Annotated in this window: 22 protein-coding genes; 11 read left to right on the top strand and 11 right to left on the bottom strand. The window is 48.3% G+C overall.

What is annotated here, in order from left to right; translation table 11 throughout:
* Positions 1–14 precede the first annotated feature (14 nt).
* The 4 genes from M1125_01430 to M1125_01415 form a co-directional block, all read right to left on the bottom strand.
* On the bottom strand, positions 15–1,214 hold the full coding sequence (locus M1125_01430) for a hypothetical protein (GenBank protein ID MCL5404485.1): 1,200 nt from the start codon (positions 1,212–1,214) through the stop codon (positions 15–17).
* Between the two features lie 65 nt (positions 1,215–1,279).
* Positions 1,280–2,449, bottom strand: coding sequence for an MFS transporter (locus M1125_01425; GenBank protein ID MCL5404484.1), 1,170 nt, complete (start codon positions 2,447–2,449; stop codon positions 1,280–1,282).
* Between the two features lie 64 nt (positions 2,450–2,513).
* The gene (locus tag M1125_01420; protein ID MCL5404483.1) at positions 2,514–3,197 is read right to left on the bottom strand and encodes a hypothetical protein; all 684 of its coding nucleotides are present in this window, start codon (positions 3,195–3,197) and stop codon (positions 2,514–2,516) included.
* A gap of 44 nt (positions 3,198–3,241) precedes the next feature.
* The gene (locus M1125_01415; GenBank protein ID MCL5404482.1) at positions 3,242–3,736 is read right to left on the bottom strand and encodes a hypothetical protein; all 495 of its coding nucleotides are present in this window, start codon (positions 3,734–3,736) and stop codon (positions 3,242–3,244) included.
* A gap of 158 nt (positions 3,737–3,894) precedes the next feature.
* Here M1125_01415 and M1125_01410 point away from each other — a divergent pair, with 158 nt between their 5' ends.
* From M1125_01410 to M1125_01400, 3 genes are read left to right on the top strand one after another with little or no spacing between them, the layout of a single operon-like run.
* Positions 3,895–5,775: a 2-oxoacid:acceptor oxidoreductase subunit alpha gene (locus M1125_01410; protein MCL5404481.1), complete on the top strand. Its 1,881-nt coding sequence runs from the start codon at positions 3,895–3,897 to the stop codon at positions 5,773–5,775.
* Positions 5,762–6,670 (top strand): thiamine pyrophosphate-dependent enzyme, encoded by a 909-nt coding sequence (locus M1125_01405; GenBank protein ID MCL5404480.1) that lies wholly within the window; start codon positions 5,762–5,764, stop codon positions 6,668–6,670. The genes M1125_01410 and M1125_01405 overlap by 14 nt, the downstream gene beginning before the upstream one ends.
* Positions 6,671–6,678: 8 nt before the next feature.
* A complete protein-coding gene (locus M1125_01400) occupies positions 6,679–7,434 on the top strand; it encodes a GTP cyclohydrolase II (protein ID MCL5404479.1) in 756 nt (251 codons plus the stop codon).
* 14 nt (positions 7,435–7,448) lie between these two features.
* On the opposite strand, the gene M1125_01395 is transcribed toward M1125_01400, so the two are convergent.
* Both M1125_01395 and M1125_01390 read right to left on the bottom strand, forming a co-directional pair.
* On the bottom strand, positions 7,449–7,655 hold the full coding sequence (locus M1125_01395; protein ID MCL5404478.1) for a hypothetical protein: 207 nt from the start codon (positions 7,653–7,655) through the stop codon (positions 7,449–7,451).
* Positions 7,656–7,709: 54 nt separating this feature from the next.
* Positions 7,710–8,126 (bottom strand): hypothetical protein, encoded by a 417-nt coding sequence (locus tag M1125_01390; protein MCL5404477.1) that lies wholly within the window; start codon positions 8,124–8,126, stop codon positions 7,710–7,712.
* A gap of 71 nt (positions 8,127–8,197) precedes the next feature.
* Between M1125_01390 and M1125_01385 the strand changes: the two genes are divergently transcribed.
* Complete coding sequence (locus M1125_01385; GenBank protein MCL5404476.1) at positions 8,198–9,196, top strand: hypothetical protein; 999 nt, start codon at positions 8,198–8,200, stop codon at positions 9,194–9,196.
* An 8-nt stretch (positions 9,197–9,204) separates the two neighbouring features.
* Here M1125_01385 and M1125_01380 read toward each other — a convergent pair whose 3' ends face one another.
* The gene (locus tag M1125_01380; protein ID MCL5404475.1) at positions 9,205–10,086 is read right to left on the bottom strand and encodes a hypothetical protein; all 882 of its coding nucleotides are present in this window, start codon (positions 10,084–10,086) and stop codon (positions 9,205–9,207) included.
* Positions 10,087–10,261: 175 nt separating this feature from the next.
* Here M1125_01380 and M1125_01375 point away from each other — a divergent pair, with 175 nt between their 5' ends.
* Both M1125_01375 and M1125_01370 read left to right on the top strand, forming a co-directional pair.
* Positions 10,262–11,035 (top strand): hypothetical protein, encoded by a 774-nt coding sequence (locus tag M1125_01375; protein ID MCL5404474.1) that lies wholly within the window; start codon positions 10,262–10,264, stop codon positions 11,033–11,035.
* A gap of 27 nt (positions 11,036–11,062) precedes the next feature.
* On the top strand, positions 11,063–12,643 hold the full coding sequence (locus M1125_01370) for a DUF87 domain-containing protein (GenBank protein ID MCL5404473.1): 1,581 nt from the start codon (positions 11,063–11,065) through the stop codon (positions 12,641–12,643).
* Positions 12,644–12,677: 34 nt separating this feature from the next.
* On the opposite strand, the gene M1125_01365 is transcribed toward M1125_01370, so the two are convergent.
* Both M1125_01365 and M1125_01360 read right to left on the bottom strand, forming a co-directional pair.
* Positions 12,678–12,974 (bottom strand): hypothetical protein, encoded by a 297-nt coding sequence (locus M1125_01365; protein ID MCL5404472.1) that lies wholly within the window; start codon positions 12,972–12,974, stop codon positions 12,678–12,680.
* A complete protein-coding gene (locus M1125_01360) occupies positions 12,971–13,321 on the bottom strand; it encodes an Lrp/AsnC ligand binding domain-containing protein (protein MCL5404471.1) in 351 nt (116 codons plus the stop codon). The genes M1125_01365 and M1125_01360 overlap by 4 nt, the downstream gene beginning before the upstream one ends.
* Positions 13,322–13,788: 467 nt before the next feature.
* On the opposite strand from M1125_01360, the gene M1125_01355 reads away from it, so the two are divergent.
* Entirely contained in the window at positions 13,789–15,126 is a 1,338-nt protein-coding gene (locus M1125_01355; GenBank protein ID MCL5404470.1) for a hypothetical protein, read from the top strand.
* 528 nt (positions 15,127–15,654) lie between these two features.
* Here the strand turns inward: M1125_01355 and M1125_01350 are convergent.
* The gene (locus M1125_01350; GenBank protein ID MCL5404469.1) at positions 15,655–16,317 is read right to left on the bottom strand and encodes a metal-dependent hydrolase; all 663 of its coding nucleotides are present in this window, start codon (positions 16,315–16,317) and stop codon (positions 15,655–15,657) included.
* An 88-nt stretch (positions 16,318–16,405) separates the two neighbouring features.
* On the opposite strand from M1125_01350, the gene M1125_01345 reads away from it, so the two are divergent.
* Positions 16,406–17,104: a hypothetical protein gene (locus tag M1125_01345; protein MCL5404468.1), complete on the top strand. Its 699-nt coding sequence runs from the start codon at positions 16,406–16,408 to the stop codon at positions 17,102–17,104.
* Between the two features lie 46 nt (positions 17,105–17,150).
* On the opposite strand, the gene M1125_01340 is transcribed toward M1125_01345, so the two are convergent.
* Positions 17,151–18,272, bottom strand: coding sequence for a hypothetical protein (locus M1125_01340; protein MCL5404467.1), 1,122 nt, complete (start codon positions 18,270–18,272; stop codon positions 17,151–17,153).
* Positions 18,273–18,536: 264 nt separating this feature from the next.
* Between M1125_01340 and M1125_01335 the strand changes: the two genes are divergently transcribed.
* The 3 genes from M1125_01335 to M1125_01325 all read left to right on the top strand — a co-directional run bounded on the left by M1125_01335 (position 18,537) and on the right by M1125_01325 (position 22,567).
* Entirely contained in the window at positions 18,537–18,755 is a 219-nt protein-coding gene (locus M1125_01335) for a hypothetical protein (protein ID MCL5404466.1), read from the top strand.
* Positions 18,756–18,832: 77 nt separating this feature from the next.
* Positions 18,833–21,979 (top strand): isoleucine--tRNA ligase, encoded by a 3,147-nt coding sequence (gene ileS / locus M1125_01330; GenBank protein ID MCL5404465.1) that lies wholly within the window; start codon positions 18,833–18,835, stop codon positions 21,977–21,979.
* Positions 21,980–21,991: 12 nt separating this feature from the next.
* On the top strand, positions 21,992–22,567 hold the full coding sequence (locus M1125_01325; protein MCL5404464.1) for a phospholipase D-like domain-containing protein: 576 nt from the start codon (positions 21,992–21,994) through the stop codon (positions 22,565–22,567).
* The last annotated feature ends 33 nt before the right edge of the window (positions 22,568–22,600 follow it).

Raw genomic sequence — 22,600 nt, 5'->3', positions numbered from 1 at the left:
TGGAACGGATTAATTTAGCTTACGGCACAAGCTGCACTTGCGTACATGACTGGGGCTGCCGGAAATTCTGGGGCCCTTTGCCAGCCGGCTATTGATCCATTGCTGTTTAGCCTTGCGATAAACGTATAGTTTACAGAGGCAGAGGTTGAATTTATTCCGCCCATGCAGTATATGTAACCGTCAAGCGCACCGCAGGATGGGGACTTTATCCCTGCCGGATACGCAACCGAATTCCAAGGCTGTATCGAGCCGTTGGGATTGATCTTTGAATAATAAATTGAGGAATTCAGCATGCTGCCTGTGCAGTATAGGTAGCCGTTGTAAGCAGTGCAGCTGCTTTGCGTAATAGGTATCGGGAAGCTGGTGGTCTGGCGCCATTTTGTGAGAGATCCGTTTGCGTATATGGAGGAATAATACACGCTTTGCGTGAAACGCGTTTCGCCAGAGGCATTTGTTTCATAGCCGCCTACGCAATAGATATTGCCGGAGTATGTTGTGCATCCAGAAATAACGTAATTGCTGACAGGATACTTTGAAACTTGCTTCCATTGGGAAAGGCCTGAAGCGCTTGCATTCGCCTCATAGACGTATTGCTGGCTGGATGCCGAAGACGTGTTTGCAGAAATGCAGAATGCCATGTTTTCATAGGAAGTGCAGATCGGAATTGGCGAGTATTGGTATGGGGTCGTGGCGTTTTGCGTGCCAGAAGTATCGGGCACATGCATGTAAAGAGACAATATTTCGCTTGAGAAATTTTGCGTGAATCCGTTAATGCAGTAAAAGTTGCCCGACGCGGAAAAACACGATGGGTAGAGCAATGCTATAGGTGCTTGAATAGGCGTGCTCCATGCGCCAAGGGTGCCGCTTGAAGAGATAGGTGCATAGGCGAATTGCCTTAACTCTGAAGTGGCATTGTATGACGGACCTATGCAGCTAATGTAGCCGCTGAGCCCAGCGTAATGCTGCGGTATTGTCGTAGTTTGGAATATCGTAGTAGGCGCTGAAGAGTTTATCGATGTGGTGGCAACACTGGATGGCCTTGGGGCTGATGGCCTGCCCGCCTGCATGAATAGGGCTGCTATTGCGATTATGGCAATTATGATGATTACTGCAGCTGCATAAATGCGCTTGCTGCTTTTTTTCACTGCTCTCTGCTGCCCTTCAGAAAACTGCTTTGCTTCTGGAATGCCTGTAGTGCCTGCAGCCTGCATCATCTAACACCGCTATCATATTGGCATGAATAAATTAAATAACTAACCATAGCCATTGCAATTAGGCATTAGCTGCCTTTCAGCAAGCGCTTGTAGACAATGCCGCTTGCGAACTGGAACACGCCGCCTATGAGCAGCGGCGCGGGAAGCGCGTAATCCATCAAATAGCCGCTTGCAGCAGAGCTTAGCTGCGAGGCCCTTGTGGCTATGCCCTGCACGCTGGTTGCAGTGCCGTAATCTTCTTCGTGTATGCCTTTTACGGTAATTGTGGATCGTGTTGGGTTTCCTGAGCCTGCAACGAACGCCCTTGCAATGTATATGATGCCTGCAATGGGCAGCAGCGGCGAGAATGCCATTGCCACAAGCAGCACGCCGTTCAATGATCTTGTAAGCGAAGCAGTGTTTAGAACGCCAATGCGCTTTGATATGCGCGAAGAATAAGATGCGCCTATGGCTGTCGTTATGTACGAAATCGCAAATATTACGCCTATCTGCAGCGGCGTTGCGTGGTATACCAGCGCAAACCACAGCGGCAGCAAAGGTATGGCCAGGCCTACGCCCACTCCTCCCAGGGAATTGCCAACTATGACCCTCAGTATGTACAGCATGCTTGACCTCTTCATTATGCGAGTAGTCTTTCTTGCCCTTGGCGCCTCATTGAGCACAAGCAGGCATAATACCGAAAATGCCAGCAATACGGAAGAAGCAAGGAACAGGTAGCGGTATGCCTCTAGCTGCGTGATGTATTTCGAAAGCAGGGTTACAGAAGAGAACATCACGCTGCCGAGTATTGAAAACAGTGCAGCAACTCTTGTAAGGCTGGAGAATTTCCTTACCCTATCGGATTCATCCCTGTACATGCTTGCTATGAATGCGCTTGAGCCTGGGGAGAATGAGCCGCGCATGCCTCCTGCCCCGCTGCTTATGCCTGCTATAATCATGCCGGCCATTATTAAAGGGGTATTTGGGCTTAAGGCTATGAGGAACGCCCCTGCAGTGGCAACGATCTCGCCTATTATAAGCTCGTTCTTGTAGCCGTGCCTGTCGCCGAATACGCCTAGCGCCATCGTAAGGAAAAGCGCGAAAAGCATGGTTGCGCCTGCAACTATGCCTATATATATTATTGGAACCTTTAGGGCGCGCAGGTAAAGCGAGAACGACAGCGTCATGTATATTATTGCAATGCTCCGCAAGGCTCTCGAATACACCAAAAACCTGAATTTGTCCGTTTGGTCCACCTGAAGTGCTGCTTTCCTGTTCTATATTGGCTTGCACTGGATTAATAAAAGTTCGTTGCGCTGGCTATACCCTGAGCATGCACGATATATCGGACTTCATGCTTTTTGAATAGTAATACCCGTAATGGCCGAATGCCGAATGCGGTACTGCCTCAAGCCCCGCCATGCTGTTGTAGTGGTGCTTGTATGTCTGCACTATTTCTCGTGTATGCTGGCCCTTGTAATCGCCATCCGAATCGAGGCGCCATAATGCATAAAGTATTGATACATTGTGCGATATTGCAGGCATATTGACCGACTTGCCATTCACGCTAAGGCCCTTTGACCTTGACATAAGTTCGTTATATGGTATGCCTGCGAAATGCGGGCCGTATTGTCGTGGCACAGGTTCAGACCACAAATCAGTGCTCATATGCTGCTGTCTGCTGCTTGATATGCCTATCTCTATATCAATGTCGTTAACAGAGTCGTAGAGCTTGTATAGGCTGTCTACAGGCTTCTCCACAACAATCCCCTTTTCCGATGCCAGAGTGTATTTGAATTGGGCAGTCGTTATATTTGGCAGGAGCAGCAGCGTCATCGTGCCAGAACTCAGTTCAGTGCCGCAGCACAAGCTTGCGGCTGCATCGCCGTAAAGGAGCAGCATGCTCTTTGGAAACATTGAAGCAACCCTCGAATACGAATTCGCAAGCGCGTCATATATATACGATTTTGTTTCGGAACTTTTCGAAACTTCTAGAGTTGGCATAATCCCTATAAAAAACGCTATTATTTATTGCTTTTGTATACCAGTCAGCGTCTGAGCATTCGGGAAACTTCTGCCTTGAATTCCTTTAGAGCGTGCGCGTCCTTAGTCAGGTCCTGCAGTGCGTCCTCATCGCGCTTTAGGGCATAAATAAGCATGCGATTCGATATGTCTGCCTTAATTTTTTTGATCCAGTATTTATACAGGGCCATTGTCTTGTCATTCACATGCGCTTCCACATTCTTCATTATGCCAGATATGGTCTCGCTTGATTTCGGAACCTCGTAAATCTCCAGAAGCCATGATGCGTAATATGCGGTTGAGGCTTCGTTCTGCGTGCTTTCCAGCTGCCCTGCCTGAATTTTCTCTACGTCCTCCCTTATCAGGCTCAAAAGCGATGACTTGTTTTTTTCGTGCTCTTCCTGAAGCACAATGCCTGTGTCGAGGTACGTCTTCATATCTTTTTTGAATATCTCCGCGCAATAGAATGCGGCCAGGGCCTTTGACGCCTTCCTTATTTTTGCCTTTTCGTTGTGTCCCATATTGATTCACGGCAGCTTGCTTTTTGCCGAACATAATATTTAATGCTTTTGCAACTGCGCCTGCAACAAATTCGCCGGAATTAAGGGTTGCAGTGCAAAAATGCAATCGCTTACGAAAGTAATAAAGAAGTTTATTGCAATTTAGTATCGGTGAATTAATGAGAGTTAGTTGGATGATTGGTGGCGCACAGGGGACTGGCGTCGACACGTCTGCAAACATATTTGGCGCTGGCGTAGCAAGGGCGGGCTACTACATTTTTGGGAGCAGGGAATACTTTTCCAACATAAAGGGCAGGCACAGCTATTTCAATGTGATCATTAGCGATTCGCCGCAGCATAGCATAGAAACAAAGGTCAACATCCTGGCGACATTCGATACTGAAACGGCATTCCAGCATTTTGACGAAGTAAAGGATTATTTCATATATGACAAGGCTTTGGAAACCGCTGCAATAGACAAGGTGCGCTCCATGGAAAGCGAACTTGCCGTAAGGCAGGCAAAGATATTGGAGGACGCAGGGCTTGGCATCACGCTGGGAGACGTTGTAAAGTACCTAAGCTCAAAGGGCGTGAAGTGCATCGGCATCGATTACGGCCCGCTTATGAAGAACATAATTAACGAGCTCAAGCTTGACCCAGTAACTGCTGAGAAGGCCAGGAACATGCTTTGCGCAGGGGCTTCCTTCGCAATACTTGGCCTTGACAAAAAATACTTGATGGATGCGATAAGCGCAGTATTCGGCAAAAATGAGAAGTTCCTGAAGCTCAACCAGCTTGCCGCAGAGGCAGGCTTTGGCTCAGCACAAAACGGGTATAGCCTTAAGGAGATACCAAGCAGCGGACACCGGGTGCAGCTTGACGGGAATACCATATCTGCAATAGGCAAACTTTATGCTGGGCTCAGGTTCCAGTCATATTACCCGATAACACCGGCTTCCGACGAGAGCACATACATAGAAGCAAACCAGTTCCTCAGCCTTGAAGGCTCTGACGAAAAGAACGGCGTTGTAGTGCTGCAGACCGAGGATGAGCTTGCGGCCATAAACGCCGCGAACGGCGCCGCTCTGACTGGCGCCAGGGCTGCAACAGCCACATCAGGCCCGGGGTTTTCGCTGATGAACGAGGGCATAAGCTGGGCAGGAATGAACGAGGTACCTGTTACAGTCACTTATTACATGCGCGGATCCCCTGCAACAGGGCTTCCCACAAGAAGCGGCCAATCGGACCTTAAGCTTGCAGTAAACGCAGGGCACGGGGAATTCTCGCGCATAGTAATCGCATCCGGGGACCATAACGAGATTTTCGAAGACGCAGTGACTGCCTTGAATGTTGCGGAGATATGCCAGACGCCTACCATACACATAATAGAAAAGACACTTGCAAACGCATATGCGGTAGTCGATGAGGCAGCAATGCAGCCGAAGGGCATGAAGATAGACAGGGGCAGCATAGTCTTCCCGGAGGAGCCTGAAGAGTACAAGCGCTTTGAATTTACCGAAAGCGGTGCATCGCCGCGCGCTTTCTTAGGGCATGCGAAGATGTATTACACTGGCGACGAGCACAACGAGTACGGGCATATAACTGAGGACAGCATGAATAGGACAAAGATGTATGAAAAGAGGATAAAGAAGGCCGCGCTGGCTGAAAAATACATAGACGACGCACACAAGGTAAGGATTGTTGGAAATGCCGAAAACGTGCTGCTTACATGGGGATCGCCAAAAGGAGCAGTGATGGATGCGATGGAAGCGCTAAGCAAGAATGGCATTAGCGTAGAGATGGTGCAGGTAAGGCTGTTTTCGCCATATCCTGCAGGGATCGTAGCAAAGGCCCTTGCAGGCAAGAAGCGCATAATAGCAGTAGAGAACAACTACAACGCGCAAGGTGCTGAGATAATGACAGAGAATACAAGCATCAGGCCGACGCACTACATACTCAAGTGGAACGGCAGGCCCATGGCCATGGACGAGCTTGTGGAAGCAGTGAAGCAGATTGTAAATAGCGATGTTAAGAAGGTGGTTTTGAATGGAGGCAAATGAAGAATTAGAGTTCAATGATTGGTGCCCGGGTTGCGGCGATTTCGGCATATTGCGCGGAGTGGAAAGCGCTTTAAGCGAAATGAAGCTTGACTTCACCGATGCGGTGATAGTGTCAGGAATTGGGTGCTCAGGAAAGCTTCCGCACTTTGTGTCAGGCCCTATATCCGGGGTGCACACTCTGCACGGCAGGGCCTTGGCGTTCGCGATAGGCATAAAGCTTGCAAACCCCAGCATGAAGGTGATAATAGACGCTGGCGACGGCGACACCTTCGGCATAGGCGTAGGCCATTTCGTAAGCGCAGGCAGGAGAAACGCGGACATGACAATCATAGTTCATGACAACAGGGTATACGGGCTCACGAAAGGCCAGGCATCCCCTACCATGCCAATGGGCGAGAAGACAAAGGCGCTGCCGAAGCCGAACATAAACGGCCCGATAAACCCGATAGCGCTTGCTGTTGCATCAGGTTATACGTTCGTTGCGCGAAGCTTTGCGTATGACACAAACCTTACGAAAGAGCTCATAAAGCAGGGAGTGCAACACAAGGGTATGGGCCTTATAGACATACTGCAGCCATGCCCAACCTACAACGACATAAATACAAACGAATGGTTCAGGCAGAGGATATACAAGCTGGAAGACGACCCTGAGGTGCACGACCCCTCGGAAACAATGGCAAAGATGACGCAGGCAATAAAGAATGCATACATGCCAGATGACAAGATCCCTGTGGGAGTATTCTACAAAAACGAGTTTATTGAGACGTACGAAGACAGGATAAAGGCAAACATACCAAATTACATGGAAAAATTCCCAGCAGAGCAGGAAGTTGAAAAAGACGGGACGCCGCTTACAAGCGTGCAGCAGCTGCTTGAGAGCAGGCGCGTTTTCTGAGCGATCCTATGGCAGGCATTAACGATGAAATGCGCTTGTTCGAGGAGCGCTGGAAAAAGCCTGGGAAGCTGTCGCATGACATCGAAGGCAAGCTTAAGCGCAAAGGGGCTGTAACGCTTCTTGGCAGCACCCCGCTTCCGACAAAGCTTGGCGGCTGGACATACATGGTTTTTGGGGATTATACTACCGGCGAATTCCACACTGCACTGGTTTACGGCGATGCGAAGAAGAACCTGAAAAAGGACAACGTGCTGCTCAGGGTGCATTCGGCATGCGCCACAAGCGAGCTGTTCCACGCAACCAACTGCGAATGCAGGGAGGAGCTTGACGAGGCCATGAAAAGGATAAAGCGGCACGGAAGCGGCATGATAATCTACATGAACCAGGAGGGCGCTGGCAACGGCATTGCAGCCAAGGTTGCCGCATATTCGCACGTGTTTGAATGGCGCTCCGGAAAAGTGGTCAATGCAAAGGACAAGGATGGCAAGCCTGCAAACATGTATGATGCTTACAAAAGGCTAGGATACGAACCTGAAAGCAGGTCGTTCCTGGCTGCCGCTGGCATATTGAAGTACCTTGGCATAAAGTCCGTAAGACTTATGACAAACAATCCAAAGAAGATAGAAGAATTGAGGAAATACGGCATTAAAGTGGAACCAGAGGGCATACACATAAAGCCTGCAAATGCAATGGTCAAAGAGCACCTGAAAGCAAAGTCAAGGGTGCTTGGGCACGCGATTTCAGAAAAAGACCTGAAGCGCTAGGCACAGCTGATTGCTTATGAATCGCCTGCGCCGCATGCGCACATTCCATTCTCATCTATTCTGCTCCCGCATATGGGGCATATCTGGTCTGTGTATTTTACCTGGTGATATTCCTTCTTGTACAATTCCGAATGCGGGTCATGGGTCCTGTAGCCCTTCTTTATCCTTTTTTTAAGCTCGGCCTTTGACTTCTTTTTCTTTGAATTTTCCTGCTTTGCCATTCTTACCACATTCATTATTATGCTCGCGCTTATATTTATTGCTTTTTGTTGTTGCTATTCTGCATTTGCATCAGTGCGTATCAGTGTAGATCTTGGGGGCACAAGGTTCCCGTCAATCCGCCTTTCGACCATTGCCTTTAGCTCCTGCGTTGCATTCTTTTCGGAATAGATATCCCATAGCAGGGCCTTGGAGTCAATCCCGAGCAATACTTCATGCGCTATGGAAATTATATTCTCGTTGTTGTTGCTCCTGATCAGCTTGCGAAGCAAAGCAACCTTGCCGTCTTCGGTCCTTATCTTTGAAAATGCTGCGATTGACAGCGTCGGATACTTGCTGTACATCGCTATCTCCTCTATGCTTGCATATGTTCTCAGCTCCACTTCTACGAGCCATTTCTTGTGCGAGAGGTCGCTGAAAGACTCGTCCTTTATGACCTTTATCGCGGCCTTCTCCGACAGCGTCTTTTCCATTGTATCAGCACATTGCATTGTCCTATAATAATATTAAAAGATTTGCTAGGCCATATAGTATCATGCGTTTTATGAATTACGCCTGTATTTTTGCTGCAATGCTCATTGCCGCAATGATTATTGCAGGGAACGCAAGTGCTGCAGTTGTGCCTACTGCTAACGAGAGCGGGGCTTTTTTCAACGGGTCTGAGGCAGTTTATGTCTATTCTGGCAACTATAGCTGCTATCCGCCGCTGTCGGCGTTGCCAAATAGCCAGTCAAATGCGTCCTCAGTTACGCAGTGCTATGCAGGCATTTCAGCGCCTAAAACAGATGCGCTTCCTGACTGGATATTGGTGCCTGCATACGCAGGCATGTCGATATTCGGCTACAGCGCATACAACTCGATAGACGGGTTTGCAAGCTTCAACAACTCTTTGGTGTATACAGACTGCGGCGCCGGAGGCACACAGTCCGAATGCCCAATAGATCCGAAGCTCGTGTATTCTCCATTGTTCAGCGCTATAGAAGCAGAAGACACCAATTTTAGCAGCAGCCTGCCGGCAGGTGTGCTGCCAATGCCTGCGCACACCCATTTTGTCAACACTACGTTCTCTGAGGACCTGATACCATGGTACTTAGTAGTTGTTTACGTTTTTGACCCGAATATAATGCCAAATGCGACTACAGGCAAATGCGTGCAGTCCGTTGCCTCAAATCTTTCAAATCCCACAGGCAACTGCCTTACATCATTGGCTGCACTGGAGCGCGCAGCTTCTACGTATTCAAATGCAACAGTAAATGCGAATTCAGGCAACCCGATTTGGATTGCTATGGGCAGGCCGGAGGCGCAGGTTTACGTACCTGGCTACGCGAATGGATCAAGCATAGGCAATCCCAACACGAACATTGTTGTGCCGTTTGCTGTCAAGCCAGGAAACTTTTATAGCGCAGCTGTGAATACCACTACAGTGCCCCAGGCAAAGGTGCAGCGGCACGGCAACTACGACATATATGCCGCGATTGCCATTGCTGCTGTGGTTCTGGTAGCAGCTGCAATAGCGCTAGCTTTGCGCAAGATGAAGGCTTAGCCTTGACGCTAATACCTGAGCAGCTTTGTGTCGGGCTCGTAATGCACGCGAGGCAGGGCCTTTTTGATCGCTTCCGGCTTTGGAGGCTCTTCGTCTTCAAATTTCACCTGCCTGCTAAATGAAAGCTCGAAGACCTGCTTGAATTGACGCAGCCCGGAAATAAGCTTGAATGCGTGCTTGCCAGGTAGCCTGCCTTGCAGCGCCCAGTCCTCTACCAATTTGGACGCTATATCTGTAATATCCTCGCTGAATCTGTCGAATTCTACGGCGTTGGAATTATTTGCCATTGCCTGTATGATTATTGCCTTCTTCAAAGACTCGTCAAGATTCAATGCTGCGCTATATAGGGGGTATAACGAATCGACGCTTTTGTAAACGTCTCTAAGTGCCGAAAGCTCTGCCGCCAGTTCCGGGATCGTCTCGCCGTTTTCGTCAGTGCCTTTATAATCCGACTTCGCGCCTGCCATTGGCTTCAAGGAGGAAATCTGCATCTCTGCTATAGTGCGCTTCAGCGCGTTAATGTCAGTGTATTCCAGTTTCCTGGCGTTCGCATAGCTTCCAATTATCGACTGGCGCCAAGTTGCTATGGTTTTTGTGGCCTCGTTTTGCACGATGTCAACCAATGTGTTGAATGAATTTATCAGTAGCTCTGAATTTTTTAACACTGTATTCTTTATTGTATCATTGAACGGAAAATTGCTCCACTCTGTGGAATACTCTATATTCTTAAGCGCTCCTCTTACGCCCCGGAGGTTGTTGATAAAGTCGCCCGTGCCTGATGCATCTGAAAGCGCTTCAGATGCTCTGTCGTAGAAGAATATTATTGAGCGCTGCTTAAGTGCGGCGTCGGCTGCACCTGCTTTCTGGGCCTTATCCTTAGCGTATTCCATCATGTCGCCTTTTGTTACTGCAATTTATATACTATTTAAACTTTTTGTCCAAATCCGTTTAGGCGATTTACCGGCCATGCATGGGTGGAGGCCTGCGCAATACTTATTAAATATATCAGGTCACATTGTAATATTGATGCGACCAGGAAAGCGTTATTTTAAGCGAAGCGGGAGCATGAAGCTCCAGTCTGCATTGGAGATGATGAGTGTCTATTCCTGGGCTTTGCTCCTCATAGCGATAGTTGTGGCATTCGTGTTTCTGTTAACAGGACCGTTCGCGCCTGCGCAGTATCTTGCATCGACATGCAATATACAGCCCCTCATGCTCTGCACAAGCACCTACATCACTGCATACCATGTTTCTCCGCCGCTTCCGATAGAATTCACGCTGGTGTTCACAAACAATCTTGGCGTCAGCATAAAATTCCTTCCAGGCTCCATAAATCTCACAGCAAGCAACATAGGCTCCAAGGGGACGAACAGCTATGCAGGCACATGCGCGCCGCAGACTGCACCGACTGGGTCTCAGGTCGTGTGCACTGTAGGCATTCCTGGCTCAGTAGAGCCGGCAGCAGGCACCAGCATTGTGGCGAATTTCAAGCTTTACTATGACACGTGCAGCGGCAGCACATGCACAGGCCCTTACATATCGACGGGCACAGCTACGACGCAGCTGGAGCCAGCATCCCTGCGCTTGGCTTACCTGGCAGTAAAGGCAAGCCCGGCCTCTGGGAAGGTTGTGATAAACGGCATTTCCTACGCAAGCGGCGTAACAATACCTTTCCTGCCAGGCAATTATACGATTTACGCGGATGCGCCAGCATCATATGTTTTCAGCAACTGGTCGGTCAACAATACGCATGCAAACGTGATTTCGCTGCATACAATACCGACAAAGCTGGTATTGAAGGGCAACGCTACGCTGCAGGCAAACTTTAAGCCGGGCTGATGCGATGAATGGCACGGGATGCTTGAAATGATCGTGAATATTGGAGAGGGAGTAGACATAGACGCGCAGAAGGTTGTGACTGGCAGGTGCTGCATAATAGGTCAGAGCGGCTCCGGAAAATCATTCCTTGTCGGCGTATTTGCTGAGGAGCTCACTAAGCTTGGGCTGCCTTTCCTGCTTGTTGATACGGAAGGCGAGTATACGAACATAGGCAAGCAGTTCGGCCTGATAGTCGTTGGCAAAGGCGAAAACGCAAGCATAGGCTTCGATGTCGACTATGAAGAGCTTTTCAGGCGCAGCGTTCTTGCTTCAAAGGCGGTAATAATGGACGTGTCAGAGTTGCAGGAGGCACAGGCAGAAGTATACAAAGCCCTAGAAGCGCTGTACAATGCTGAAGAGGGCATCAGAAAGCCCTACCTTGTCGTAATAGAAGAAGCGGACAAATTCGCGCCCCAGGTTGTGAAGAAAAGCATAAACATAATTGAGGAAATAAGCGTAAGGGGCAGGAAGCGCGGCATAGGCCTTATAGTGGCAACGCAGAGGCCTGCAAACATAAGCAAGAACGTGCTTGCGCAATGCTCATACGGCTTCATAGGCAGGCTTACGCTTGAAAACGATTTCGAAAGCATAAGCATACTGCTCCAAAATAGAAAACGCATGGAAGAGGTTGCGCGCCTTGGCACAGGGGAATTCCTGCCCTTCGGCATTGGCATCGAGCAGGCTTTCAAGGTAAAGGCAAGGAGCGTAGAGCATGCTGGCGGAACCCCATCGATAAACAGCAGCAGCATAGGAGGCATCAGCGCAGGCGAGATAATCGCGCAGCTTAAGCGTGCGCAGCATGCCGCACCTGCTTTGCATGGGCAGGCGCGACTGCATGAGCGCGCGCAGCCAGAAGAGATAAGCGTGCTGTCAAACTTGCACAGCAGGCGCGAGCTTGAAGAAAAGCTTGCCTCAAGCAAGAATCCGATATCCAGGCTGGCGCATAGGCCTGGCTATTCGCTGGAGTCCATAGAAACGATATATGTGCCGTTCCTGCATATCAAGGTAATGGTGCCGCATGGCAAAGGATCCGAATTTTATGAAGCGGACGCGGTCTATGACAGAGACATGCGCGAAGTGTCTATAGGAAACGGCATAAGCGTACGCAAGTATGCAAGGAAGAAGCTGCCCAGGCTCACAAGAGCAGAAGCTGCATTGCTTGCCGCATTGAGGAGGCGCGGGCGCGCAAGCAGCGAGAAGCTTGCAAAGGATTGCGGAATCAGCATAGAAAACGCGGAAAGGGCGCTGATGAAGCTCGAGGGCATGTCGCTAGCAGCATTCAACGGCAAGGCTTATACAGCAGTGCCGCTTTCCCTTGGCAAAATCAAGCTGCCAGAAACAGCAAAGGCCATGCCTGAAGGCAGGCTTCTTGATATTGATTCAAAGAATGCAGAGGGCATAGTCGCAAGCAATTATCCGGGGTGCGCCCTTGAATCGTATTCTGTATTCTATATTCCGTTCTACAAGGCAAAGCTAAGGAGCAAGAACAGGATCAGGGTGGAATTCTACAATTCGCTTAACCTCAAGGAAGAGAAGCCATCGCTTTTCCCAAGCTTGGCAGGCATTTAGCAATAAACTGCGGATTAGCGGTACAAATCCCTGGCTATTTGCTTTCTGCATTAATGCTGTTGGAGCCATTGCATGCGTTGATGTTTGCAGCGCAAGGCTTTTCAGTTTTTATAAGATGGCCGTAATCCTTCTTGCACTGCTCGTACCTGTCAAGATAGTAATTTCCTACCTCCTTTAGGTGGTTTATGTATTCGGCAAGCTCTTCTTTCTTTACCCGCGTTAGCATGTTGCCCTCTTTCAATACCACGTATTCGCCTTCAACCGGCTTTGAAAGCTCTTCAATGAGCTTTTCGTTGTTGAAGTGCTTGTAGTACCAATGCGCTATCTTCATTTGCTGCACCTTTTGAAGTTTATGTAACTCACAAGAGTGCCGTAATCCTTTGAAACGTTCTTCTTTATGTAATTAGCGACTTCCTCAGGCTCTTTCTCTCCGTCAAAACGCGCCTTTACCATGAAGCCTATCGGGCCCTCTGTTGCATATACTTCCAAGACATCTGGAAGCGAAGCGAGGTCGTTTGCAAGAGCGTTCAGGTCCATCCCCTGCTTTGGCTTTATCAGGAAAAACTTGTGATAGGTCTTGCCGTTCCTTTTAACCATGAAGAACTTTTTGGGATCCTTCACATGCATTTTGCGCTGCTTCGCAGCGCGTGCGCTAGCCTTTGAGTTTTGCTTATCCATGATTCCACCCTTTTATTCATCAGCGTAAACGATCTGCCAGCTGTTTTCAGATATCCTAATTACTTTTATGGGCCTATTGTCATTGCCCGCTTTTTCGCTTTTCCTTCCAAACCCAAACATACATTCTCATCTCTAGTTACAGTGTTTAATAGGATATGTCGGACGATGCCGGGGTATAGGTGGGTAGGGTATTAAGAAACAGAGCACATAAAGCAAAATTGCTTTCTTGCATTTTTATCCCCGGGCAAACATCCTTGATTAGTATTATGGGCAAGCTTTTATAAATAGCTTTATGTAGAAATTAAACCTGATATATAGACATATACTGGAAATTAGATATTGATTATAATAAAATAGGTGATTAGTATATATAATTATGGCATTTCCAGCAATATGTATTAATAAAATAAAATTACAAAATGTTTAAATATTAGTATATAGAATATAACAACAATAAAGGGGAGTTTTTGGAAGAAAACGTTAAAGCGATAATAGAATCGCTTAAAAAAACCCACAGGCACCACATAGAGTTAAAAAAGCGCAACGACGGGAGCACATATATCTTCGAAACTTCTTCAAAATGGGATCCTTCAAGAAGGCAGAACAGGAAAATCTCTTTATTCATAGGCAAGATAGAGCCGAATGGGCAATTTTCAGAGCCCGTTAGGAAGCGCGCATACCTGAAAGGCATAAAAACGCTTGATGAATACATAAGCATGCTAAAGAAGGCAGAAGCACAAAAGAATGCTGAATATATTGAAAGCGCTTATGAGATTCCAATATTAAAGGAGATAAGCACTGACCCGAGGCAGGGCGTATCAAGCATTGCAAACAAGGTAGGGCTTTCATATGCAAAGACAGAATACTGGATAAAAAAGATAGAGCAAAAATACGGGATACATTATACCATAGAACACGTATTCCTTAACAAGTTTGGCTTTTTCAGATTCTTCGCAGTGGCAAAATTCACAGGCAAACGGCCTGATGTGGATGCGCTTAAAAAGATAATAGAAGATGAAAATCACATACAGCTTGCATTCCTAACAAGGGGCGCATACGACTTCTTCATGTTCTTCCTTGCTTCAGACCCTGGCGCAGCGGAAAACATGGTGTACGCGCTGAGGTCCAGCAAAGCGCTTGCCGAATGCCCAGGGATATGGTATTCTAGCTATTTTACGCAGGGAATAGGGTATGTGCCGTTAAGGGAAGAGTTTTTCGATCTAATGAAAGAGAAGGTCTGGCACAGGAGCAAAGAGCAGCCAAGGAAGAAGCCAGAGCAGATATTCCTAAGGGAGTATGCAACACTTAAGGAACTCAACAGCAACGGCATGATGAGCTTCTCTGACATAGACAAGAAATACGGCCTGAAGCCAGGATCGGCGCAGTACACATATCATCAGCTCATAGAAAACGAAATGATAGAAAGAATAACCCTCACAATGGACAACCCACCCATAAAAGACACTGCAGTATTGATAGCAAAACAGATTGAAATCGGCAAGTTTAACGTAAAGCATACAGATTGGTTCAAAAACAATATTTTTGAACCAGAAACTATTCCGTTAAACAAGTACATATTTGAAGGCGACATAGGTTCTCCATACGGGGTAATGCGCATAGCGCCACTGTATAAAAACGGCGACTTGGAAGAACTGGAAAAACAGAGTTACAAAATCACAGAAGGGATTGAAATAGAATCCTCTATAATAACGGATATTTTAGTAGGTAAATTAGGTTACAGAAAAATAGACACACAAAAAACACGAGTATACAGAAAATACTATAAAGCATTATTAGAAAAATGAAACAAAACATTAATTATACAAAATTTAATCCCCACTTCCTCCCATCATTATCACCAAATATTTATATTTCACAACAAAATGGAACTGATGTGTTTAAATACTTTTCCCAATCTGTGTGTTTAGGCAAGTAAACAGCTTAAAACTGGCTCAGCACAGTACACCTACCACCAGCTCATAGAAAATGAAATACTGGCGGTATAGAAATCGAATCTTCTATAATAACAAACATTTTAATAGGTAAATTAGGCTACAGGAAAGTAGACATTACCAAAACCTGGATATACAATAACTATTATAAAAAGTCACTAGAAAACGAAAAATAAAAATCCACTAATTAGGTTCCATTTCCTCCCATCACAACCACCAAATATTTGTATTTCACAATAAGATGGAACTGATGTGTTTAAATACATTTTGCAGACTGCACATTTAGGAAAGTAAACAGCTTAAGTCTAATTTGATGTGGTACGGCTTGTTTGCCCTTTGCCAAGCTTTTTGCAAAATTAAGGACCATGCTGGTTTTGAGCTTTATCCGTATGTATAGGACTCGCCTGGCTTAAGCATAGGCACTTCGGCCTTGCCTGCAAGCAGCTCCTTCAGCTCTTCCGGCCTTTGGCGTATAGCAGGGAATGTGTTGAAGTGCATTGGCAATACCACCTTGGCGCCGAGCCACTGCGCGGCAGTTGCAGCTTCCCTCGGCCCCATTGTGAAGAAGCCGCCTATTGGCAGCATTGCAACGTCAGGCCTGTAAAGCTCGCCGATAAGCTTCATGTCGCTGAAAAGGCCAGTGTCGCCTGCATGGTATAATGTGAGATTGCCAGCCTTTATTATAAAGCCGGAAGGATTGCCGCTGTGCAAGGCGAATGTGATTGCCACATGGATGTTATCTATTGGCACAAGAGTACCGGCATTCATGCCTACGCTTAGGCTTTCCTTAAGGCCTTTCCTCTTGGCTTCTTCGGCGGTCTCAAATACAGAAACGAATTTTGCGTTGTTGGCATTTGCAATTTTGACGGAATCGCCGAAATGATCTGAGTGGTTATGGGTTACAAATACGTAGTCTATGCCTTTGATATCGCTGCTTTTCACCGGCGAAGAGGGATTGCCGTCTATAAAAGGGTCTATCAGGATCTTTTTGCCTGAAGCCTCTACAATCCATGCAGCATGCCCCAACCATGTAAACTTAGCCATAGAATCACATCCATAATATGCTTTAAAAGAATAAAACCCTTTTGCCAAAAGCAAAAACCGTAAATATCTTGTATCTGCTAGTTCTTTTATGGAAACTAGCCATCGCAAAAGCTCTTTGCTTGGCGACAGAGGCTACGATGAGAATATAGTGCTGCACAACGCCCTGAGGCATGCTGAAAGGCTGTACAGCAAGGACGGAGCTATGCCTAAATACGACTCAGAGGCAGCAAGGCGCATTATAAGGCAGGAACATGATAACATAAAGCACATTGCTGAGGAAATGGACAAAAGATGCAACAGCTCGGAAACCGCAGAGCGGGCAGAATTGCGAAGGGCTTATACTGACGTTTTGATAGAGGTGCTGGACACCGCGCTGCTGTCAGATGAGATTGGGCGGCTTAAGGGAACGCACAGCAAGCTCTTGGATCTCGATATCAAGCTGGTAGACGCATTTATTGACAAACCGAGGATTGCAAGGAGCAGCATACGCCTGCTCAACAAGGTTGCAACGTATTCAGAAGTCCTGAGCAGCAAGTTCTACAGCCCTGAGGCCACGAACACGCCAGTAGCATTGCACAAGAAGCTTGTTGCAATGGCCAATGAGGGCAGAGACGAGGAGTACATTTCCATGTTCATCAACACTGTAGACAAGATACTTGTAGGCGCAAATGTGCGCTACAATATCGGAATATCGCTCAGGGGGGCAGAAAGCACAAGCTGCTACAAGGACAACATAGCCCTCAACAGGCTCAAATCTATTTATGAAATATGCAGCAGCACGAAGTAACGCTTGCAAATGCGCATGCTGTCATTAACCTGCATGCACTGCAATGTCAGCCCTCCGCTTTGTCTAGCTCTTTGCCTGAGCCTCTGCGCAATTCGCGAAGCCTGGCCATATTTCTAATATACAGCGATTCAGGGATGTCGTGCATGCGCACCATTTCATATAAGCTATCCATGTAGCTTTCATATACTGATAATGAGTCTGGATTTTTTGAATGTGAATTTGTAAGCCTGTATACCTGTTCGTAGTATTCGAACTTAAGCATCTTGCTGCCAGTGCCTTCCGGCATGTTCAGCTTCTGCCCTAGGCGCTTGAGCCGCATCCTGTCGACAAGCACATAGCCTGCGGCAAAAGGGGCAGGCGAATCGGATTCAGCAAGCTCCAAAGCGATTTCCATGCTGCGCGATTCTGTCTTTTTGTCTATGAAAAAATACAGCGTGGAAGCTATACCTGCGAGCTTTTCCGCGGTTTTCGAATAGCCTTCTGCGCTGCATGCCTTCAATGCTTTCAATGAAGGCATGAAAAGGGCATTGGCACGCTGCGGAGTCATGCTTGCTATGCTAAAATAGATAGTGTCGGCCGCAGCCTCTATTATTTTTGGGTTGCTGCTGCCCAGCAAGCCTGCGAGGGCCTTTGAGCTGTCTGCAGCCGAGTAGTTCAGGTAATGCACGGCAAGCAGGTTTCCATCAGAAGGATCTGCTTCCAAAGCATTGTTTGCGAGAAGCCTCTGGCCCTCTGTGCCGTACTCGTACACTATCCTCAGCGCTATTCCCATGGCTTCGGAATCCCTGACCCTGATGGCTTCCATGGCATAGGGCACGCAGGCGCTTTTCTTGCCCTCTTCAAGCGCACAGTCTAGGACCATAAGGCCCTTGCCTGCTGCCTGAGCGTGCCTGCCATTGCCTTCTGCAAGGGCAGTGCCGACATGTATGAAGTATTCGCGTTCCTCGCCAGGGCAGTTGCCGCTGAGGGTTGACCTTATGGCGCTAAGCGCCTTACTACTGCTTTTTTCATCGCCTATGAGCAGCATCCCAATTAGGAATTCGGATGCGTCCCTTTTCGTATCGAACTTTATTGCGTTAGGCCATTCGTCCTCGGCATAAGCCCCAAGAGCAATCATTTTGCCAAGGGTTGCGTCGGCCGAACCTGCATTTTTGGCGTTCTTGTGCATATATTCACCGCAATCTTGCAACCTTTATGTTGCATGTGCGCATAATATATAAATTTGCCGATTTGCCATAAAAATAATCTTGCACAGGTAAAGGAGCAGATGTAAGGTATATAGCTTTTGCTAACATAAAAGTTATACAGGCAGGCATGCATTACGAAGAGGATCAGTTTACAAGCTTAACGGCATGCGCAATAAATGCGTTTTTGAAACGTGCGCGCGCCTGCTAGCGCCAGAGGCGCTTTTCATATTTAAAAAGGAGAGACAATGACGACATTTTGCGAAAGATGCAAGAGAGAAATTTATAAGCAATACAAATGCGACTACTGCGGCAGGACAATATGCAACAGCTGCATAAAGAGCTCGCAGACTGCTACAAAGACGCTCAGGCTTACCATATGCAAGAGCTGCTGGAGCGACATGCGAAAGCGCAGGGCATACAAGTCTAAAAGGTTTACGCAAGTGGCGCGCGCAGCAACAGCCTGATTCTCGCTAGTGGTGCAGTTCAGTTATACAAAAGCGCTTTAAACACTGGCAAACATAAAAGTAATGGTGTGTCGCTTATGCTTGACCTAAATGCGAATGAACTTGAGATACTGGACTATTGGAGGAACAATGACATATTGGGCAAGCTTCGTGCGAGGAACAAGGGCAAAAAGCCTTTCTATTTTCTTGACGGGCCGCCATACGTGACTGGCGACCTGCATCCGGGGCAGATGTGGGTAAAGGCGATAAAGGATATAACGTTGAGGTATAGGCGCTTCAGGGGCTATGACGTGCGCGACATGCCTGGCTATGATGTCCACGGGCTTCCCATAGAGAACAAGGTTGAGAAGAAGCTGGAGCTCAAGAGCAAGCAGGACATAGAGACAAAGATAGGCGTTGAATCGTTCATAAAGGAATGCAGGGCCTATGTTGATGAAGGAATAGGCAGGATGGACAGCGATTACGAGAGGTTCGGCATAACCCTTGATTTCGCGCATCCCTACATACCATACAAGAGCAGCTACATAGAGGCTGCCTGGAGCATGTTCAAGCGCATAAGCGACAACGGACTGCTTTACAACGACACAAAAACAACGTTGTACTGCCCGAGATGCCAGACCCCTGTGTCGCAGGGAACTATGGAGGCAGAGTACAAGGAGGATAACGACCCTTCGATAGCAGTAACGTTCAAGGTCGTTAAGAACGGCTCGAACGCAAAGATAGACGCCGAAGAAGGCTCATACTCGCTCCTGATATGGACAACTACCCCGTGGACCCTGCCTGCAAACGTTGCTGTTGCAGTAAATCCGAAAGAGCTTTATGTTCTTGCCAAATTCGGCGGCAGGCTGCTGATAGTTGCTAAGAAGCGCACAGATGCGGTGGCATCGATGCTTAATGAAAGCGCTGTGATAACTGGCGAATTCTACGGATCTGAACTAGAAGGTCTTGAATATGCAAACCCGCTGGAGCAGTTTGTGCCGATGCAGAAGGAGCTGCGCAGCGTGCATAAGGTAATATGCGAGGAGGGCCTTGTGACAATGGATGAAGGGACAGGCCTTGTGCACATAGCGCCAGGGCACGGGCTTGAAGACTACAATGCAGGCATGCGGCGCGGGCTGCCCATATTTTCCCCTGTGGCAGGCAATGCGGAATACACGAAAGAAGCAGGCAAGTACGAGCACCTGGTTGTTCCGGACGAGGCAAACAAAGCAGTCATCGCAGACCTGAAGCAGATCGGGGCGCTGCTGTTCAATGGCAGCATAACCCACAGCTATCCGCATTGCTGGAGGTGCGATTCCAAGCTCATATTCATAGCCACGCCGCAGTGGTTCTTTGACATACAGAAAGTAAAGAAAAAAATGCTTGCCGAAAACGCAAAAGCGAAGTGGCATCCGGACGAGGCAAAGGCATGGCAGGCCGACGTATTGTCTAACTCGCCAGACTGGTGCATATCAAGGCAGAGGTACTGGGGCATACCGCTGCCGATATGGATTTGCGAGAAGTGCGGCGAGCGGCAGGTAATCGGCTCGCTGGAGGAGCTCAGGGAAAGCGCTACTGACAAGCATTCTGTGGATTCGCTTACAGACCTGCACAGGCCGTACATAGATGCGGTGGAGCTCAGGTGCAAGAAATGCGGAAGCGATATGCAGCGCGTTAAGGACGTTGCAGATGTATGGTTCGACTCCAGCATAGCGTTCAGGGCAAGCATATCAGAGGAAAGCGAATTCCAAAGGCTTTTCCCCGTGGACTACATAATAGAGGGCAAGGACCAGCTCAGGGGATGGTTTTCCGGCCTGATAAAGGTAGGCGTCCTTGCATACGGCAGGTGCCCGTTCAAGCACATAGGCGTCGACGGGATGCTGCTTGCAGAGGATGGAAGGGAGATGCACAAGAAGCTTGGCAATTATGTCCCTGTAAGGGAGCTTACCAATATAGTGAGCGCCGATGCGTTCAGGCTCTGGAGCGTTAGCCACACGCCATGGCTTGATATGATGTTCAGCAGGAGGGAGCTCAAGGATGCGGAACGAACAATAAGCATACTATACAACACTGCCAACCTGATAAGCGAGTATGGGCGCCTGATCAACGCATATCCAAAATGGAACAAGACTCCAAAGAAGCCAGACGACCTGGAAGACAGGTGGATAATGTCAAGGCTGCAGTCGCTGATTATAGACGTCACGGACGCATACGAGAACTACGAGTCGCACATAGCTGCGAACAAGATAAGGTACTTTGTCAACGAGGACTTCAGCAGGTTCTACCTCAAGGTGGCGAAGAAGAAGCTGCTTGGGAGCAGCAAGCTGCTGCAAAGGTCTACGATGCAGATTGTGGGGAATGTGCTTAGCACTGTGCTCATACTTGCAGCGCCAATAATACCGTTTACATCTGAATACATCAGCCTGAAGATGCTCCGCAGCGCTGAAGAGAGCGTATTCATGGAAAAGTGGCCCAAGGGCAAAAGCGAATACATAAGCAAGGAGCTGGAGGCCGAATTCGAGATAGCAAAGTCGGCAATAAGCGCCATACTAAACGCAAGGGAGGCCGAGCGCATACCCCTAAGGTGGCCGATAAGCAAGGCGACCATAGAGGCAAAGGGCGCCTCGGAATACAACACTCTGCTGCGCTATTCGAACCTTATAGCAGAGTACACCAATTCGAAGGCTGTTGACGTGAAGAGCGCGCAGAAGGTTGGGCTCGAGGCAAAGCCGCAGTTCCAAAAGATAGGCCCAGAATTCAAGGGCATGGCGAATGCAGTGGCAGAGGCGATAGCCGATACTGAGCCTTCAGAGATCAAAAAGGGGTTCGAATCCGATGGCTCTTATACGCTTCACACCAAGATGGGGCCTGCCAGGATAAGGCCAGAGCACGTTTCGCTGCTTGAATTCAGCATGAGCGAAAACATGAAGCCCTTCGAAGGAGGGTATGTCGCGATAGAAAAGGAGCTAAGCGAGGGGCTGCTTGAAGAGGCCATGGTCCGCGAGCTTGCAAGGAGGATACAGCTTGAGAGGAAGGGCATGGGCCTAAAGCGATCCGACGCTATAGAGATATACATAGACGCCGAGAGCCAGGTCGGCAAGGCGATAGAGTCGTTCTCGGAATCGCTGAAGCGATCGCTCAACGCCAAGAGAATAACGCTTACAAAGGAATTCCCTGAATCGCTGTCGCCTGTGCCTGTGGAAGTGATGGACACCAGCATGAGGGTTGCGATAAGGGCCCTGTGAAACGGCATGCAGATGGCGCTAGATAAAGCTGAAAGCGGCAAAAACTCCTACAGGATTGTAGAGCGCATAATCTTCTCGAAGGGCAAGAGCCTTTACATAATATCGCCTTACGTAAGCGGCTATTACGCAAAGATGCTGGCTCGCGTTGCACTTAGAAAGAACGTATACCTCATTACGACTGAGCAGACCAAGCGCACTGTTTTTGGCCGGCCAGGCCGGATCGCTGCTCCAGGGCCAAGGCCTTTGCACGGGGCATATGTGGCCGCGATAGCGGCGCTGGCGTATTTTCTCGGCATGTATGCGTTCGCGCTGATTTTTATAGACGTGTTCGGGCTATGGCTTGCGATGCTTGCGCTTCACAGGATTGCATTCAGGGGCAGGCGCCCGCGCATAAATGTGCGCAGCGTTAACGATTCGTTCGTCCATGAAAAGATCTATATAGGCGAGGGCATTGCCGCGACAGGCAGCGCCAACCTGACTTATGCAGGCATGCACAGGAACATAGAAAGGATGGAGGCGTTCAGCGGCCATGACGACGTAGCCAGGCTTAAAAGGCATTTTGACGAGCTGTGGAAATCTGCAGAATGAGCGCAAGCTTTAATAATGTTGCTTACTTCTTTT

This window comes from Candidatus Marsarchaeota archaeon, assembly GCA_023485295.1.
Lineage (GTDB): Archaea > Micrarchaeota > Micrarchaeia > Micrarchaeales > Micrarchaeaceae > Micrarchaeum_A.
Note: the sequence above shows the minus strand (reverse complement) of the source record. Positions and strands in the feature narration are given on the sequence as shown.